General features: G+C 43.5%; 11 protein-coding genes. 1 reads left to right on the forward strand and 10 read right to left on the reverse strand.

Annotation, left to right across the window (positions count from 1 at the left end; translation table 11 throughout):
• Window positions 1–26 precede the first annotated feature (26 nt).
• The 5 genes from QNM18_RS12340 to QNM18_RS12360 form a co-directional block, all read right to left on the reverse strand.
• The gene (locus tag QNM18_RS12340; protein ID WP_211011256.1) at window positions 27–656 is read right to left on the reverse strand and encodes a hypothetical protein; all 630 of its coding nucleotides are present in this window, start codon (window positions 654–656) and stop codon (window positions 27–29) included.
• Window positions 657–815: 159 nt separating this feature from the next.
• A complete protein-coding gene (gene pbpC, locus QNM18_RS12345; protein ID WP_284137399.1) occupies window positions 816–2990 on the reverse strand; it encodes a penicillin-binding protein 1C in 2175 nt (724 codons plus the stop codon).
• A 45-nt stretch (window positions 2991–3035) separates the two neighbouring features.
• On the reverse strand, window positions 3036–7562 hold the full coding sequence (locus QNM18_RS12350; protein ID WP_284137400.1) for an alpha-2-macroglobulin family protein: 4527 nt from the start codon (window positions 7560–7562) through the stop codon (window positions 3036–3038).
• A gap of 300 nt (window positions 7563–7862) precedes the next feature.
• Window positions 7863–8738 carry an AraC family transcriptional regulator gene (locus tag QNM18_RS12355; protein ID WP_284137401.1) on the reverse strand — a complete coding sequence of 292 codons (876 nt, stop codon included), beginning with the start codon at window positions 8736–8738 and terminating at the stop codon, window positions 7863–7865.
• Window positions 8739–8878: 140 nt separating this feature from the next.
• Window positions 8879–9931 (reverse strand): alpha/beta hydrolase-fold protein, encoded by a 1053-nt coding sequence (locus tag QNM18_RS12360; protein ID WP_284137402.1) that lies wholly within the window; start codon window positions 9929–9931, stop codon window positions 8879–8881.
• Between the two features lie 88 nt (window positions 9932–10019).
• On the opposite strand from QNM18_RS12360, the gene QNM18_RS12365 reads away from it, so the two are divergent.
• Window positions 10020–10910: a LysR family transcriptional regulator gene (locus QNM18_RS12365; RefSeq protein ID WP_211011253.1), complete on the forward strand. Its 891-nt coding sequence runs from the start codon at window positions 10020–10022 to the stop codon at window positions 10908–10910.
• 1 nt (window position 10911) lies between these two features.
• On the opposite strand, the gene yacG is transcribed toward QNM18_RS12365, so the two are convergent.
• The 5 genes from yacG to QNM18_RS12390 form a co-directional block, all read right to left on the reverse strand.
• Window positions 10912–11151 (reverse strand): DNA gyrase inhibitor YacG, encoded by a 240-nt coding sequence (yacG, locus tag QNM18_RS12370; protein WP_023399712.1) that lies wholly within the window; start codon window positions 11149–11151, stop codon window positions 10912–10914.
• Between the two features lie 79 nt (window positions 11152–11230).
• Window positions 11231–12907 carry a type IV-A pilus assembly ATPase PilB gene (gene pilB / locus QNM18_RS12375; protein ID WP_211011252.1) on the reverse strand — a complete coding sequence of 559 codons (1677 nt, stop codon included), beginning with the start codon at window positions 12905–12907 and terminating at the stop codon, window positions 11231–11233.
• A gap of 128 nt (window positions 12908–13035) precedes the next feature.
• On the reverse strand, window positions 13036–13641 hold the full coding sequence (gene coaE / locus QNM18_RS12380) for a dephospho-CoA kinase (protein WP_284137403.1): 606 nt from the start codon (window positions 13639–13641) through the stop codon (window positions 13036–13038).
• Between the two features lies 1 nt (window position 13642).
• A complete protein-coding gene (locus tag QNM18_RS12385; protein ID WP_211011250.1) occupies window positions 13643–14527 on the reverse strand; it encodes a prepilin peptidase in 885 nt (294 codons plus the stop codon).
• A gap of 34 nt (window positions 14528–14561) precedes the next feature.
• Entirely contained in the window at window positions 14562–15797 is a 1236-nt protein-coding gene (locus tag QNM18_RS12390) for a type II secretion system F family protein (protein WP_284137404.1), read from the reverse strand.
• Between the last annotated feature and the right edge of the window lie 16 nt (window positions 15798–15813).

The raw sequence follows: 15813 nt of genomic DNA on the forward strand, positions 1-15813 counted from the left end.
CACTGGCCTCTTCTGTCCAATCCTATTTACACAGAGATCATGATTAAGCCTATGGCGCAAATAATGGTTAGGCCGATGAATATGTTGGCTAAGTTACCAGTATCAGCAATTGGCTCTGGGATGATTTCAGGTTGTGGGACCTCTTGTTGCGTCATGCGATAATAAAAGTTATCACCATAGCGTGCTTTTAGATCTTCACGTGTGGTCCACTCCAATTGTGTGGTGAGAAAGATCAGCACTTCGCTGGTGACCATTTCTTTATCATTTTGGCAGGATTTTTGGTGTGCTAGCACCCTATCAAATATCAGAGCGGCTAAGTCTTGCCTGAGCTCTACCTCCTGGCATGCTGGGTGATCTATAAGTAACTGCCATGCAGAAACTTGAGTATGCCTATGTGCATTGCCCAGTAACTCCATTAACTCTTCATTAAACTCGCTAAATAACGGGTTAGATAAGCTCTGCTGTGAAGGCGTGAATGGCTCGGTCAGTCCGCTGATCACCGACTGATAGGCAGCATTGAGCTGCGTTTCTTGTTCGGCTCGGGTTTCTTCTGGGGACGTTTTTAAGTTTTCTAGCTTTTGTTGATACGCCGCTTCAATTTGTTGCTTATCTGAAGTTGGAGTTAGTTCTAGTACATTCCAAGGATCTTTTGACACGGTTTAGCTCACCTTTCTTACTCTGTCAGTTTAATCTGTCACGTTTAATGACATAAAGACTACAGTCATGTGGTTGAGTGTAGCAGACTCCCTCTACTTTTCTAAACCATAGGCGATGGTTTTGTTGTTACTTTGGGTAAGTTTAAAAGGGGAGACGGTTTAAGGATGTATATAGATGACGTGTTTATCGCATTGCGAACGAAAGCATGCTGATATAATGGTTTTGCCCAAGTATTGATCTAGCTTCAGCTCCGGCTTTTTTTGCGGAGCATGATTGATAAACCAGTTGACATCAACTTGCCGTGAAGATCTTAACGGCAAAACGTCCAATTGAGAGCGATAGTAATGTTGTCCACTGCGCAATGAGGTGATTGCGATGCCGGTATCTACAGACGCGTTGGCAGCGCTTGGGCTAGATTGGCTAGGGCGTTGTTTGGTGTTAAGCCAATGAGAGAGTTTTTCTGGCCAAGATGAGACTGTCGTAAAGTCACCATCAATATCCATACTTGGTGGCGTAGTTTGGTTTATTGTCCAAGCTTGGTGTTGTGAATCACAGCTTTCTTTCGGCACTTGAACTCGCGCTAAACCACTTGGCCAACATATGATGGTATTGGTCACTTGCTTAGGTCGAATGAGTTTACGACTATCAGGTGGCAACAAATCAAAGGCATCAAACATCAAAGGTGTAGCTTGTGTTGCTCCGAGGTAGCCAAGCATAGGACTTGCATCTGGACGGCCGACCCAGACTGCAACAGTGTAATCAGGGCTGACGCCCACCGACCAGAAATCGCGATATCCATAACTTGTGCCTGTTTTCCATGCAATTTTTCTGCGCACTGATGGGACCACCCGGTCTGGGGCACTTTGGGCGCTGAGCATTTGGAAGGTGATCCAGCTACTTTGCGCAGAGAGGATAGGTGTTGGCGGTTTGAGATTGAAATCATGGCTGAGTATCTTGAGCGGGGCGACATAACCGTTGCTGGCCAGTGCTCGATATAGTTTTGCCAAAGTAAGTAGTTGGGTACCTGTCCCTCCTAGGCCCACAGACAGATTGGCTTTTTTATGACTGAATTCAATACCAGCACGGGAAAGGTTTTGCTCAAATCGAGCCGGTGTAATACGGTTTAATAGCTGAATTGCAGGTACATTCAATGATTTTTGCAAAGCGCGCTCGGCACTGATCGGGCCGTTAAAATGGCCATTTAAATTTTGCGGCTTGTAACCGTTGAAGTTTGCGGGAATATCACTCAATAGGCTTTTACTATGAATAAGGCCCATATCAAGCGCTTGGCCGTAAATAAATGGTTTTAGTGTCGAGCCTGGTGAGCGTGTGGCTCGCACCATATCAACGTGTGCAAATCGACTGGCATTTTGGAAGTCGATAGAGCCTTGGTAGGCGCGGATCTCTGCACTGGGATTATGTAAGACAACGACTGCTGCGGAAGCTTTGTGTGGCAAATGGTTGCTAGTGTTACGCAGCAGCGCAGCCAAACGTTTTTGCAGTGAATAATCTATCGTGGTATTGAGTTTGTGTGCATTGAAGTAACGTTGTTTTAAATAGCGACTTAGTAATGGTGCCAATGTGGGCTGCGGGTTGTTGTGCAGCTTAATGGGTTCTTCCCGTAATAGTTGGTACTGCTCAGTACTTAACAGCCGTCCTTGCTGCAAACGTGCGAGCACTTTATTGCGCATGGTTTTTGCGCGTTCTAGATATCTGTCTGGTCGATATAGAGAGGGTTTTTGTGGCAACACAACCAACAATGCGGCTTCATTTTTATTGAGTAATACTGGTAATTTATCAAAGTATTTAATAGATGCTGCGGCGACACCTTCAATGTTGCCGCCAAACGGCGCCAAATTGAGATAAAAAGTGAGGATCTCTTTTTTACTATAGTGCCACTCCAATTGGATTGCTCTTGCAATTTGATGAAGCTTTCCGCCAATGGTTCTAGAGTGGGGATCAATTAAACGTGCGACTTGCATAGTGAGTGTAGAGCCACCTGATATGACTCGTCCATAACGTAACCACTGTCCTGCGGCGCGCAGCAATGAAAAAGGATTAACGCCATAGTGATAGTAAAACCATTGGTCTTCGTAGTGAAGAAGCGCACTTAAATAGAATTGATCTACGTCCTTTGGCGCGACTTGGTAGCGATGTACACCCAGCTGATCACCAAAAGAGCGCAAAGTCCGTTCGTTACTAGCGGTGACAAGTGTCGAGGGCCCATGGGGGTAAATAGCTGGCAGTGGGTTATGGGTATGCCAGACAATCGCTGCCATGATAATAGCAAGGATTGTGGCTGCGACTGTGAACAAAGCTTTTTTCAAAATCATCTAATTCTAATTGGCAGGCGTAAAGCCCCATCAGGAGCTTTTTAGTTACCGTTCGATTGTGATTGTAGAAGGAAACTGTGTGTACAACACATGTTTTTGAGGTCGATACATAGACTCCATAAAGCTTGCTGGATTTGCATAGACTCCCGGTACCTCCGCACGCAATAAATAAGCAAATTGCTGTCTTGGGGTTGCATCATTAAAGCGAGAATATGATCTGGGCTTAAGATCTGTCACTGCAACATATCTATCGCTGCGGTATTCTTGGTGCTCTACATCGCTTAAAATAACGCCTTTAGGAAGCAGGTTTTGAATGTCTAAATCTTGTAAAAGAGCTGGATTTTCGAGTACGAACCCCGCTGGGATTTGATCGACAATCATGGCGTCATGGATCCGCTCTTTGGTCTCGACATCTAGGATGACCAGTATGCGTTCACCGACCTTGATAGGTGCTTTATAATTTAGAGGTTCACCATTTAAATTAAACCAGCGCCTCACAAAATGTTTCATTTTAACTGTGTTAAATGGATTGATTTTGTTTGCGATGGAGCTATCAAATTCGACATAGCCAGTATGTAGCTGTTGAATATAAAGTGGTGAATCAGTGTTGTTTTTCAAATGCAAGTCTGGCGTGAGTGGGTGTTCCAATACGCCGTGGTGAGTGATTGATTGACCATTGATAGTCACGTTTAGAGGCGCTTGATTTTGGCTACTTGCGGATACAGCGCTTCGCAATAAGGCGGCACGTTCTTGTGTGCTCAACCAGGTTTTATTTGCCGCCAGTTCTGGTAGCTGCTCGACGAGCCTATTGGCAATTTTTTGTGCTTTAGAATTTAGGCCTCGTAGTTTTTTTATATCGTTTAAGGTGTTAACAACCAGCGCTATATCGCGGATATTACTGCCATAATCGTAGATGTAGTCTTCGACCCTAGTTTGACTATCAAACTGGTTGAGCAGTTTTGATGCTTGTGCAATGGCTCCGGTATTAGCCAGTGCAGCAACAAATTGGATCAAGCTTAACTGGGTCGGATAAGTGGTGATGTCTAAGGCCTCTAGATCACTGTAGCTGAGCTTACCTAAACGACTTGAAAAATAAGCGGCATAGGTCGTAGCGGCGATAGCGGCTTCTGGGCTAAATGTGAGCTCGTCGACAAAGTCACCTCTGGCATAGCGCAGCACGCGATACTGCGCTTCTTGCAACATATCTGAGGGTACCAGTTCAGGGTATTGCTGATGTACTTGGGTAAGAAAGTCAGTTACATAGACGGTGAGCCAAGGAGACTCTTTGCCGTAACTTCCCCAAGTGGCAAATCCCCCAGTGGTTTTTTGCATAGTCTTTAATCGGCCCACCGCCATGCTTAGGTATTCTTTATTGGTCTCGAGTTGAGCATCTTGGCGTAAAGCTGAGTGTTGGAACTTGTCCAACTGTGGGTGTTGTAGTGTAAATGGCCAAGCTTTACTTGTGGTCTGCTCGGCGCAACCATAGGGGTACGCGTGCAGCCCCGACGCAAATTGGGCAATGTTTAGGATTGGAGAATGGCTGATCAGAAGCTTACCTTCTTTCCCTGCGATAACTTTAAGCCCACGCCATTGTGTATTATCAACTGTTATGGATTGCTTAGGGTCGAGCTGGCTGTTTACTGTATTGGTTGCCCAAGGTTCAATGTAGTTGATGGGTACTCGCCAGCTGCGTTCAAGGTCGAGGTTTTCGCCCGTGACTTTAAGCGTAAACGTCGTAATGCCAGACGTGTTGTTATCTAATGTATTCACTGACGTACTCACACTCCAATGTTGACCATCATTGAGTGCAACTGTGTGTTCAGCCTGATCTGTCAGTTCAACAGTGTTATCGGCACTCAATTTGACTGTTAACGCTTGGCTTTGACCACTTAAATTATGAATATCTAGTGTGACGGAAGAGGTATCTCCAGGGATCAAAAAGCGCGGTACACTGAGTTCTGCAACAAGGGGCATACGGATAATCTGGTCTTGTATCAGTTGACCAACTTGATGTTCGTTGAATGCGGTGACAATGATCTGTGCTTCACCATTGTAGTCCGGTAATGTAAGTTCTACCGATGCTTTACCGGCATGTAGCTGCACAGGTTGAGACATCAATTGGATGGTTTTGCTTTCGACTAAGTCATCATTGCGGTTAGTATTATTGTCGACACTGTCACTACCAAATCGTGATTGTGCAAATGGGTTTGGACGCGGATCATATTGACGAGAATACAGGTCTACAATATCTCCACTGTAACGTCGTTGAGCGAAAAAGTAGTCAAATGGGCTTTTGGGTTTAAAGCGACTGAGGTTCACTATCCCTTTGTCGACCATAGATACAGTCACCCAGGTTTCTTGATCAGCCATCACCCCTGTTGCTTTTATAGGAATTTGAATCGTTTGTAGTGGTTCAATTTGCTCAGGGAGAGTGGCTGATAATTGGATTTTTCTCTTGCTTCTATCCAGTGAAATTGGCATGACACCTAAATAGCGTTTCGGTGCACCTTGTTGCTGTCCAAATACACTGGCTGTGATATATAAATCGTGGCGAGCGAGATTTTTCTCGATAGGAATGTTGATATGCGATTGTCCTTTTTTTACTGGTACTTTTTTGGACCAAAGGACACGATCGGATTCAAGAGTAACCAACAGCTGACCATTTATGGGGGAGGTCAAAGTTACCTGCGCCTGCTCTCCTGCTCTGTAGGCGTGTTTATCTAGAGAAAGCTGTAAATGTTCAGGTTTAACCGCTGGTTGGCCATAGCCACGGTACCAGCCTGCATAAAATTCATAGTGTGTTTTTGCTCCACTACTTAGATCTGTGGCTTCTAGACGATAATTCCCCCAGCTTACGGGCAACTCTATACGCATTGTATCGGCGGTTAAATCAATGACACTTTGATGATCTTTACGCCATCGATCTTGTTTTTTTTGTTGCCAGCCTATGCCGTCTTCATACATCCAGTAGTATCGACCCTGATCATAATAGAGCTCAAGTTTTACACTGCCACTGGACAGCGTTTGTCCGTCAGCAGACAAAAGAGCCACTTCGAAAGCAGCATCGGAGTTGTATTCAATCGTTTTAGTGAGTGGCTTTAAGCCGGGGATCGTATTGTTCTTCCAACTTGTGAAATAGACTGAGCGCTGCACGGCGGCGCCACCTGACTCTTGTAGTGCAAAATACACTTGTGTTTTAACGGGGCTTTTTATCTTGCTTGCATCTGGTGTTGCAACTTTTACTTGTGCAGCACCTTGCTCAGATAGCTGTTTGTCCTTCAGGTATTTAAAATTGTTGTACAAGTAAAAATCTTGGCCGACAATGAAGTCTTTATAGGGGCCTAAGAAGTGTCTTACTGGCTGGTGGAGGATATGTGTGGTGAAAGTATTGCCAGCAGCAGGACTGCCAAATAAGTATTTACCTGAGAGGTCGACGCTATTTTCTTCACCCGAAATGACAAAGTTAGCCGCAGGTTCGGCCTTCAAGTCCATGCGCTCAGGTACAAATTCCTCGAGTTGAAAATTAAATTCTGCGATTGTTTGCTCCGCACTAGGGTCTAGCTTTACACCCACGGTATAGCGCCCAGTAGGCCAATCTTTGGCGGTTTTTAGTGATTTACTAAAATAGCCGCCTGCATATGAGTGTAATGTCTCTTTGACAACCTCTTCCTGACGCGGATTTTTTACCGACAGGGTGAGAGCATCGGTATCTATAGTATGTCCATCAAAATCACGCAGTAATATATTAAGAGGGAGGGTATCGCCTGGCCTGACTAAGTCTCTATTACTGTAGATAAACGCTTCAATATCTTGATATAAACGACCTCCTAATTGATATGCTGAGAGGTCGAGCGGCGTTTCCCTAATTGGAAGCAATGCTATTTGCGGGGGATGGCCTGCTTGCTCTAGTTCAGCAATAACGATGTCGCTTTGTTCTAATGCCACAAAAAAATCAATGTTACCTTGTGTGTTTGTATGTCCTTGACGTACTAGTTCATGATTGCGATAGATACTGACTTTCGCATTGGCTACACTAGCCCCGTTTTGCAATCGGCTAATGGTAAAGGTTGCAGCATTTTTTTGTATTCTTGCTTGGATCCCTAACTCAGTCAGCAGCATGTGCTTGACTTGCAGCTCATCAAATTGCCCAGCCGCTTTAAGTGTGACTATGTACCAACCAGATGCAAGGTGAGCCGGAATAGGTAGTTTTGCTGAATGAACGGCATCTGAGACTTTGTTTGGCAGTGTATACCTGTCTGCAAAAACGCTTTCGTAGCTGTAACTTAACCTGTCAAGTGAGCTTGGATAGATTGAACCGTTTAAATAATGGCGCTGCAAAAAGTCATGAGGACTGGTCAATCGTAGGATTTCAATGTCCACTTCGGTGGTATTTTTATAGCTAATTGGAATAGCTTGGTCTACCCCTTTGGGTACGAGTGGTCCGGAACCGACAATGGCCACTTGGGGTGTTTGCTGTTTTGTATTGTTTGCATTTGCAAAATTGTGCCAGCCAACTGAGAGCAACAATATCGATAAAAATGCACAGTACGTTCTCACGCTCCATGTGTTCATTATTTTCCCCTAATAATACTGATTTTAAATAAGTTTAAGTCACTTATCATGAATATAGTGTGATTATCTTACTTCTTGCCTATCAGCGCAAAGGCTTAATATCAATTTGACAAGTTGGAGAACGAGGACTGAATAGTCTTGGCACAGGCATGTGCCTTTTGTCACTACGTGACGCTAGATTTTAGTGTTTAACTTGAGCAGATTGCGGCGCAAAAATACTGGTGTCCGTGCCTATAAAGTTAAGTAATGGTTTTTAATTAGCCACTATATATAGTGGCTAATTAAGTGTGTGTGTACTAACTATTTAACTAAAAAGTTGATACGAGTTAGTAAGTCTTTAGGCGCTGTATTCTTAAGATCATTTAGATACTCTTCAAAGGGAGGAAAGTCAGCAAGCTCGAATTGACTTTGTGGTAGCCACTGACCGTACAGCCAGTTGTATGGCTTTTCAAGTTCAGCATAATCGCCTTTAAATAAAATGCTTACGGTGTCCCCTGCTGGGATAGTTAACAACTCAAAGTCGTGCTGCGGCGGCAATTTACTTTTATCAATGGTAATGCAGGCCATAGACTTGAGTTTATCTTGAGGCACAGATTCTGGATCATCAAAGTAAATTCCAAAAAAACGAGTGGTGTCATCAATCAGCGCAGATTTACCAGCCATCAATGATAATTTTTCAAATGCCTGACCAATTTGCATATAGTCGCCGTGGTGGTTGAGGCCAATTAATTCGATGGTGGAAATCGATTGTTGCTCTACTGGATACATGGTGTGGTACTCCTTGGTTGACTTAGGATAAAGCGCAGTGACAGAAGAGGCTGATTCAGCACGTTGTTGGCGATACTGATTCGGTGTTTCTCCATAATGTTTCGTGAAAGCTCGGTTAAATGCTTCAACGCTGCCATAGCAGACCTTTTTAGCTATTTGCTGCTGGCTTAAGTCACTGCGGATCAAATAAGTCGCCGCTTTCAACATGCGCATTCTTCTTACTGTGACATTAATTGTCTCCCCGGCATATTCACGATAAATACGATGAAAATGGTACGCTGACATACAGGCAATATCAGCCAAGGTGTTCACGTCTAATTCGGACTGTGCATGCTCGTATAGGTGATCAATGACGCGCAGCAGTCGGCCTTCATAGTAATTTTGTTTGCTCAGCTTATGTTTCATCATTTCGCTACTCAATTCGGGTTTGTCTAGTAGTACGCCTAGTTGATTGTGACGACAAGGCTAAAGTAGCGCAAGGTGGATTGATAATGTTTGCGAATTTTGAATTGGAGAAAAGGGGCCTGTGATGTGGCCCTTTATTGAAACTACAGACGTTCATTAAAAAACGGTAGCATATGATGTTCTAAGCGTGCTAGTGCTTGGTCGCTGTGGCCGCCAGAGAATACATCAAATGTAATGGGCACTTTATTGGCTTGTGCTTTTTGCTTAAGAGCAAGTACGCCCTCTGAAATCCAAATATAGTCATCTTTGTCGCCTACATCTATACGCACCGAACTAAGTTGCGCTACCACTGATGGCGTCGAGTACAGGTCAATAAGCTCGCCAAACCCTCTGTACCATAGAGGTTTCTGTGCAGGATCGATACTATAGTGCACGCCAAAAGGTTGTTCTGCATTGCCTGCAAAAGCACCTGCATAGGCCATGAGGTAGGCGCTATAACTATTTGCTTGGCCATTGTTCCAAATTTCACGACCTTGAAATGAAGCAAACTCTGCTTTCATAACCGCTTGAGGGTCTTTAGCTGTTGCCAATTCTTTCTTAAACGCTTGATAGCGTTTAATGGCGTCTTTAGAGGTTAAATATGATTTCGCCATGCCTTTCTCATCGAACATGCCTGGGCTTAGCGCATAAACATGACCAAATAGATGTGGGTTTTTAGCTGCGAACCTTAAAGCGCCAGTTCCACCCATCGAAAAGCCCGCAATCCCCCGGTGTTTTGCCGAAGCTTTCGTACGATACTTGCTGTCTATCCAAGGCAGTACCTCCTTGATCACGTAGTCGCTAAAATTACCATGAACCGCAGAGTTGACATAAAAGCTGCCTCTTAGTGGTGTATTACCTTCCAACATAACAATGATCATTTCCATATTTCGACCATTTTTTTTATGGTTATCGAGCATGGTTTCAATGTGTTGGCTGTATTTTATTGGCCAGCTATAAGCGCCCAACAAATATAATACCGGGTACCTTTTGTTGCTTTGCTGATAACCTTCAGGTAGGTAGATATGGATATCTCGAGTACTTTGAGTACCAATCAAACTGTTTTCAAGTGCTTTCGAGTGAAAAGGCTGTTTGACGATTTGTGCGTGCAGTTGGCTACTTGCTAAAACAAGCAATAAAAAGATTATATTTTTCATGATGATGACTCCTGCTGATAAAGCTTGCAGTTAACTTACAATGTGCCTAAATTAATAACAAATATAAAAATAGATTGATTTATATGTAATGAATATAAATTGGATGGATATTAAAAAGCTAAATTATGTAGTGACAGTTGCGCAGGAACTGAGCTTTAGCAGAGCGGCACAGAAACTCCATATGTCTCAGCCGCCATTGAGTCAGCAAATCCGCCAAATAGAGCAGTATTTAGGTACGCCACTATTTGAACGCTCCACACGCTCAGTCAGTTTAACGGCTTTTGGTGCATTATTTGTGAGTAAAGCCCAGCGGGTTCTAGCTGCGCATAATGATTTGGGGGAGTGCGTAAAAAGTTTTCAAAATGGCGTCCAACAGCCTATCAAGTTGGGTTGTATTGGATTGGCATTTGAAGCATTAATGGCGAAGAAGATGGCGGTTTTGTCTGAGTGTTCGCCAAAACTTGATTTAGTTTTGGAGGAAGGGAGCAGTGCAGAATTGGTGACGCGGTGCCAGTCAGGGCAATTGCACGGCGCAATTATTCGTCTCTTTGCTCCCGATTTACCCGCAGAAAATATTCATTACCTTTGCAGTGAACGATATGTTTTTGCTTGTCCGAAACAGTGGCATTTGGAGCGTTCGAGTTCATCAATAAAGGCATTGTCTGGCAAGCCGTTTATTCACTATCCAAAGGCATTGCAACCTAAACTGTATGAAGCAATAGAGGAGGTTTTTCATCAAGCTAATGCAACAATGAATGTAGTACAAGAAGTTAAAACCAAATCGACCACACTATCTTTAGTTGCCGCTGGTCTAGGCTTTGCGATTGTACCGCAATCAATGATGAACAAATACCAATCACAGGTAGATTTTATTGCTATTAAGGAGCACCTGCCAAGTGTAGATTACTATTTGTATTGCCAAGATTGGCAAGCGCATGATCAAATTAAAAACTTATATCAATTACTGAGCGAACCATAAGTTATTTGAAGAAATCATCGTCATTTTTAGCCAGCATGGCTTCAATGTCTTCAATGAGTGCTTGCGGGTCTGGTTGAGCGAGATCTGTGCTTTGCACTGGGCTCGAGATTTTATTGTTTTCTTCTGACCACTCACCTAAATCTATAAGCTGACAACGCTTTGAACAAAATGGACGGTGTGGGCTTTGTGCCGACCAGATCACCTCTTTTTGACAGGTTGGGCATTGGACAGCTGTTGGCATAGTAATTACTCATATTGTAGTGGAGCGGTATAGTTTACTGCTTTGAAGTAAACTATACCAGCATCGCAAAGAAACTCGATTAGTAGTTTGTGACGCGATTGATTTCAGCTAAAGAGGTGACACCGGATGCGGCTTTTTTGAGGCCTGACTTTCGTAAATTATCAAATCCAAGCTGATCAGCTAATTCGGCAATTTCTAGAGAGTTGGCACCAGCCATTATCTTATGTGACATTTCAGGGGTTATTTTGACGACTTCATAAACCCCAACTCGACCTTTGTAGCCGTCAGTGCAGTGGTCGCAGCCTTTTGGAGAAAATAAAGTAAGCTCTTTTATCTGTGTGTCGTTGAAACCTTGTCGACGCAGCTCTTCCTCTGGTAGTTGTTCTGGCTCTTTGCACTTAGGGCACAACCTTCTCGCTAACCGTTGTGCAATGATCAAGCTAACTGAGCTGGCAACATTGTATGCAGGCACGCCCATATTGAGTAGTCGGGTAAGTGTTTCAGGGGCTGAATTGGTATGCAATGTACTCATTACCAAGTGGCCTGTTTGTGCCGCTTTTATTGAAATTTCTGCGGTTTCTAAATCACGGATCTCACCAACCATGACAACATCCGGATCTTGTCTTAAAAATGCTTTTAGTGCATTGGCAAAAGTCATATCGGCTTTCGTGTTTATCTGTACTTGGTTGATCCCTTCAAGGTTAATTTCTACCGGATCTTCTGCTGTACTGATGTTTCTCTCTGGCTTATTTAAAATATTAAGACCAGTATAAAGCGACACGGTTTTACCAGAGCCTGTTGGGCCCGTGACTAATATCATCCCTTGTGGCTGCTCTAGTGCATTTAAGTACAGATCTTTTTGTTCCGGTTCATAACCCAATACATCGATGCCCAATTTGGCGGCAGATGAATCGAGTATACGCATTACTATCTTCTCTCCCCACATAGTTGGGAGGGTGCTCACACGAAAATCGATACTTTTACGTTCAGAGATTTTAAGCTTAATGCGACCATCTTGTGGTTTTCGCTTCTCGGCAATATCGAGGTGCGACATAACTTTAATACGTGCCGAGAGGCGGCTTGCCAATGTGTTAGGTGGGCTGGCCATTTCATGCAAAATACCATCAATACGAAAACGCACTCGGTATTTCTTTTCATACGGTTCAAAGTGTAAATCAGAGGCGCCTTTTTTTATCGCGTCCATCAATATTTTATTGATGTATACGATGATAGGGGCATCATCTTTTTCCTCATCTTGCTGCTGAGTTTGAGGTTCATCTTCAACATCTAAGCTCGCAAACTCTTTAAACTCATCCTCACTGAGAGAGAGTCCTGAACTTGAGTCAAAGAGCTGGTCAATCTTCTGTTCAAGCAGTTTGTGATCGACGACTACGATTTCGCATTGAAGGCCGGTGCTAAACTCGAAATTTTCGAATGCGCCATAATCAGTGGGATCAGATGTTGCGATAAATAACTTGCGATCTTTTTTCACCAGTGGCAGCAGATAATGCTGACGAATTAACTTTTCTTTGATCAGATCTTTGGGCACATTGGCGACATCAAAGCCATTGAGATCAAAATAAGGTACACGAAATAAGTCGAGACATTGTTCCGCTAACTCTTGACCAGACATACCGCTACATAAGCAAATGAGCTCAGCAGTAGTGGTCGCATCAGTTTGCTTCGCCTTAATTTGATCTGGCGTAACCCTACCTAAGGTAATGAATTTTCTCAGTAATGGAGAGTGATGTTCCATAATGTCCTTTAATACTTCAACAGCTTACATTAATGTAGCAAATAAACAGTAAACCTGCTCAGCCTTAGCTAAGCTAGTCTATATCTAATCATTCTAAAGAATCATATAAAATTCAAGAAATAAAGCGTTTAAATGGCCTTGCTCGCATCTAAAAATTTTTTGTGCAAGTGGTCCAATTCTGCATGCACATCTACTAAAGGCCGATTATTATCGACAATATAGTCTGCTTTTTGGCACTTATCTTCTCGGCTCATCTGCGCGGCGATGATATTTTTAACTTGCTCTTGAGGTACGTTGTCCCGATTGCATGTGCGGGCAATTTGCACGTCTAGTGGCACGTCTATCAAGAGAGTTTTTTGACAGTAACGCTCTAAACCATTTTCGAACAGAAGCGGGGCACAGAGAATACAGTAGGGGCTTGTTGCTTGCGCGAGCTGCGTCAAGATTTGCGCTCTTATTATTGGATGCAATAGGGCATTGAGCCAAGCTTTGTGTTCTTTATTATCAAAAATAATACTTCGTAGTTTCGTTCTATCAAGCGTCCCGTCCGCTGATAAAATATCGTCTCCAAAATGAGCGACAATGCTGTTTAGCCCTTGTGTACCGGGCATTACGACTTCTCGGGCAACGATATCGGCATCTACAATATCTATGTTGAGGCTTTGAAAGTAGTTTGTTGCTGCTGATTTTCCCGCACCGATGCCACCAGTCAGACCCAGTATCCAAGATGACATGTTACACCCCTAATAAATTCAAATACCAATTTTTCAGCGCATCACCATAAAACAAACATAACCAACCCGCGATGGCTAAATATGGACCAAATGGAATAGGTGTCGCTTTGTCTTTACCTTGTATGCTTAGCTGAGCACTGCCGATCACAGCGCCAACGACACTCGACAATAATATTATGGTGATAAGCGCTTGCCAGCCTAGTAGCGCGCCAAAAATAGCTAATAGCTTGAAATCGCCATAGCCCATACCTTCTTTCCCAGTCAGTAACTTAAACAACCAGTAAATACTCCATAGGATCAAGTATCCGATGGCTGCACCCCACAAGGCTTCAACGGTGGGGATGGTATATCCTGCTGCCGAGGATAAAAGTGCCAACCATAACATGGGCTGGGTGATTTGATCTGGAAGCAGCATTTTATCTATATCGATAAAAATGAGCGCAACTAGCCCCCAAGTTATTAGAATATAAAGCAAGGCGATTGAAGTCGCGCCAAAATGCCAGGCCACCCATAAAGAACTCATTGCAGTGAGCATTTCTATACTAGGGTATCTGACAGAGATTTTGCTGTCACAGTATGCACAACGCCCTTTGAGCATAAGCCAACTCAAGACTGGAATATTGTGGTGTGCTTTGATTTGTGTTTTGCAGCTAGGGCACGTGGAGCGTGGTGTTATCAGGTTGAATTTACTTGTGTTAGTTGTGGCAGTGTCAGGGCTCTGTTGGCCGAGAATAACTTTACACTCTGATTTCCATTCGTTTTCCATCATTACAGGAAGACGGTAAATGACGACATTTAAAAAGCTGCCGATACAGGCGCTGATTAAGCCAACCGATAACATAAAAAACCAAGGTTGTTGCTGCATTAAATGCCAAACATCTTGCATAGGGTGCTCTTATTATTGTTGAATTTATCGTCCGTTAAATCACGGAACCGAGTTGGAATATAGGCAGATACATAGCCACGATTAAGCCGCCAACCAAAACGCCCAAAATAGCCATGATCAGAGGCTCTAACAAGGTCGATAGGCCATCTACAGCATCGTCAACTTCTTGCTCGTAGATACTCGCGACTTTGCCAAGCATACTATCTAAAGCGCCAGATTCTTCACCAATCGCGACCATTTGGACGACCATATCAGGGAATATTTTTGAATTGCGCATGGCCCAGTTCATTTGGTTACCTGAGCTTACTTCGCCTTTGATATCTAATATCGCATTTTTGTAAATTACATTACCCGCGGCACCAGCTGCAGAATCAAGGGCATCCACTAACGGTACACCTGCTGCAAAGGTGGTTGAAAGTGTTCGGGCATATCTGGCAACGGCTGCTTTTCTGAGTATTTCACCAATTACCGGCAGTCTTAAAATAAGCCGATCATTTGCATGTTTAACATTTTGATTGCGGATCAGCATTTCTTTATATGTGTACAATCCGCCTCCGATGGAGAGCAGTATTATCCACCAAAACTCTTGCATAAACTCAGAAATAGCGATCACTAGTTTGGTAAATGCTGGTAATTCAGCGCCAAAGCCTGCAAAGATATCTTCAAATTGCGGGACGACAAAAATAAGTAATATTGACGTCACAATGAGTGCAACTGTAATGACCGCAATGGGGTAGAACATGGCTTTTTTAATTTTCGATTTGAGTGCTTCGGCTTTTTCTTTATACAAAGCGACTCGGTCAAAAATTCTATCTAGTGCGCCAGACTGTTCGCCGGACTCAATTAGGTCGCAATATAAGTCATCGAAATAGCGAGGGTGCGCGCGTAGACTTTTAGCTAAAGGTTGCCCTGCTTTAACTTCATCTGCAATAGCGCCTATGAGTTTGCTGACACTTTTATTTTTTGCACCAGAGGCAATCATGTCGAGTGATTGGACAAGTGACACACCAGCGGTGAGCATGGTTGCTATTTGTCTGGTGACAATTGAAATGTCTTTTGCGGTGATTTTTTGGACGCTTTTAAAACCAAATAGAGGCTTTGGTTTACGCTTGACTTTCGAAGGGGTGATACCTTGCTTTCGCAATTGAGCTTTTACTAACGCAACACTGGTGCCAGTCATTTCACCTTCGAGTTTTTTCCCTCGTGCACTGACGCCAACCCACACAAAAGTGTCTACTTTATTTGAACTGTCTTTAGAGGTGAGAGCCATAGAGTCTTTTCACATA

This window comes from Pseudoalteromonas obscura, from assembly GCF_030135505.1.
Lineage (GTDB): Bacteria > Pseudomonadota > Gammaproteobacteria > Enterobacterales > Alteromonadaceae > Pseudoalteromonas > Pseudoalteromonas obscura.

What these genes read in the sequence shown, in the direction of transcription:
- coaE (WP_284137403.1), bottom strand. Translation starts at nt 13,641, where the DNA reads ATGTCATCTTGGATACTGGGTCTGACTGGTGGCATCGGTGCGGGAAAA.
- QNM18_RS12355 (WP_284137401.1), bottom strand. Translation starts at nt 8,738, where the DNA reads ATGATGAAACATAAGCTGAGCAAACAAAATTACTATGAAGGCCGACTG.
- pbpC (WP_284137399.1), bottom strand. Translation starts at nt 2,990, where the DNA reads ATGATTTTGAAAAAAGCTTTGTTCACAGTCGCAGCCACAATCCTTGCT.
- QNM18_RS12390 (WP_284137404.1), bottom strand. Translation starts at nt 15,797, where the DNA reads ATGGCTCTCACCTCTAAAGACAGTTCAAATAAAGTAGACACTTTTGTG.
- QNM18_RS12365 (WP_211011253.1), top strand. Translation starts at nt 10,020, where the DNA reads ATGAATATAAATTGGATGGATATTAAAAAGCTAAATTATGTAGTGACA.
- QNM18_RS12350 (WP_284137400.1), bottom strand. Translation starts at nt 7,562, where the DNA reads ATGAACACATGGAGCGTGAGAACGTACTGTGCATTTTTATCGATATTG.
- pilB (WP_211011252.1), bottom strand. Translation starts at nt 12,907, where the DNA reads ATGGAACATCACTCTCCATTACTGAGAAAATTCATTACCTTAGGTAGG.
- QNM18_RS12360 (WP_284137402.1), bottom strand. Translation starts at nt 9,931, where the DNA reads ATGAAAAATATAATCTTTTTATTGCTTGTTTTAGCAAGTAGCCAACTG.
- yacG (WP_023399712.1), bottom strand. Translation starts at nt 11,151, where the DNA reads ATGCCAACAGCTGTCCAATGCCCAACCTGTCAAAAAGAGGTGATCTGG.
- QNM18_RS12385 (WP_211011250.1), bottom strand. Translation starts at nt 14,527, where the DNA reads ATGCAAGATGTTTGGCATTTAATGCAGCAACAACCTTGGTTTTTTATG.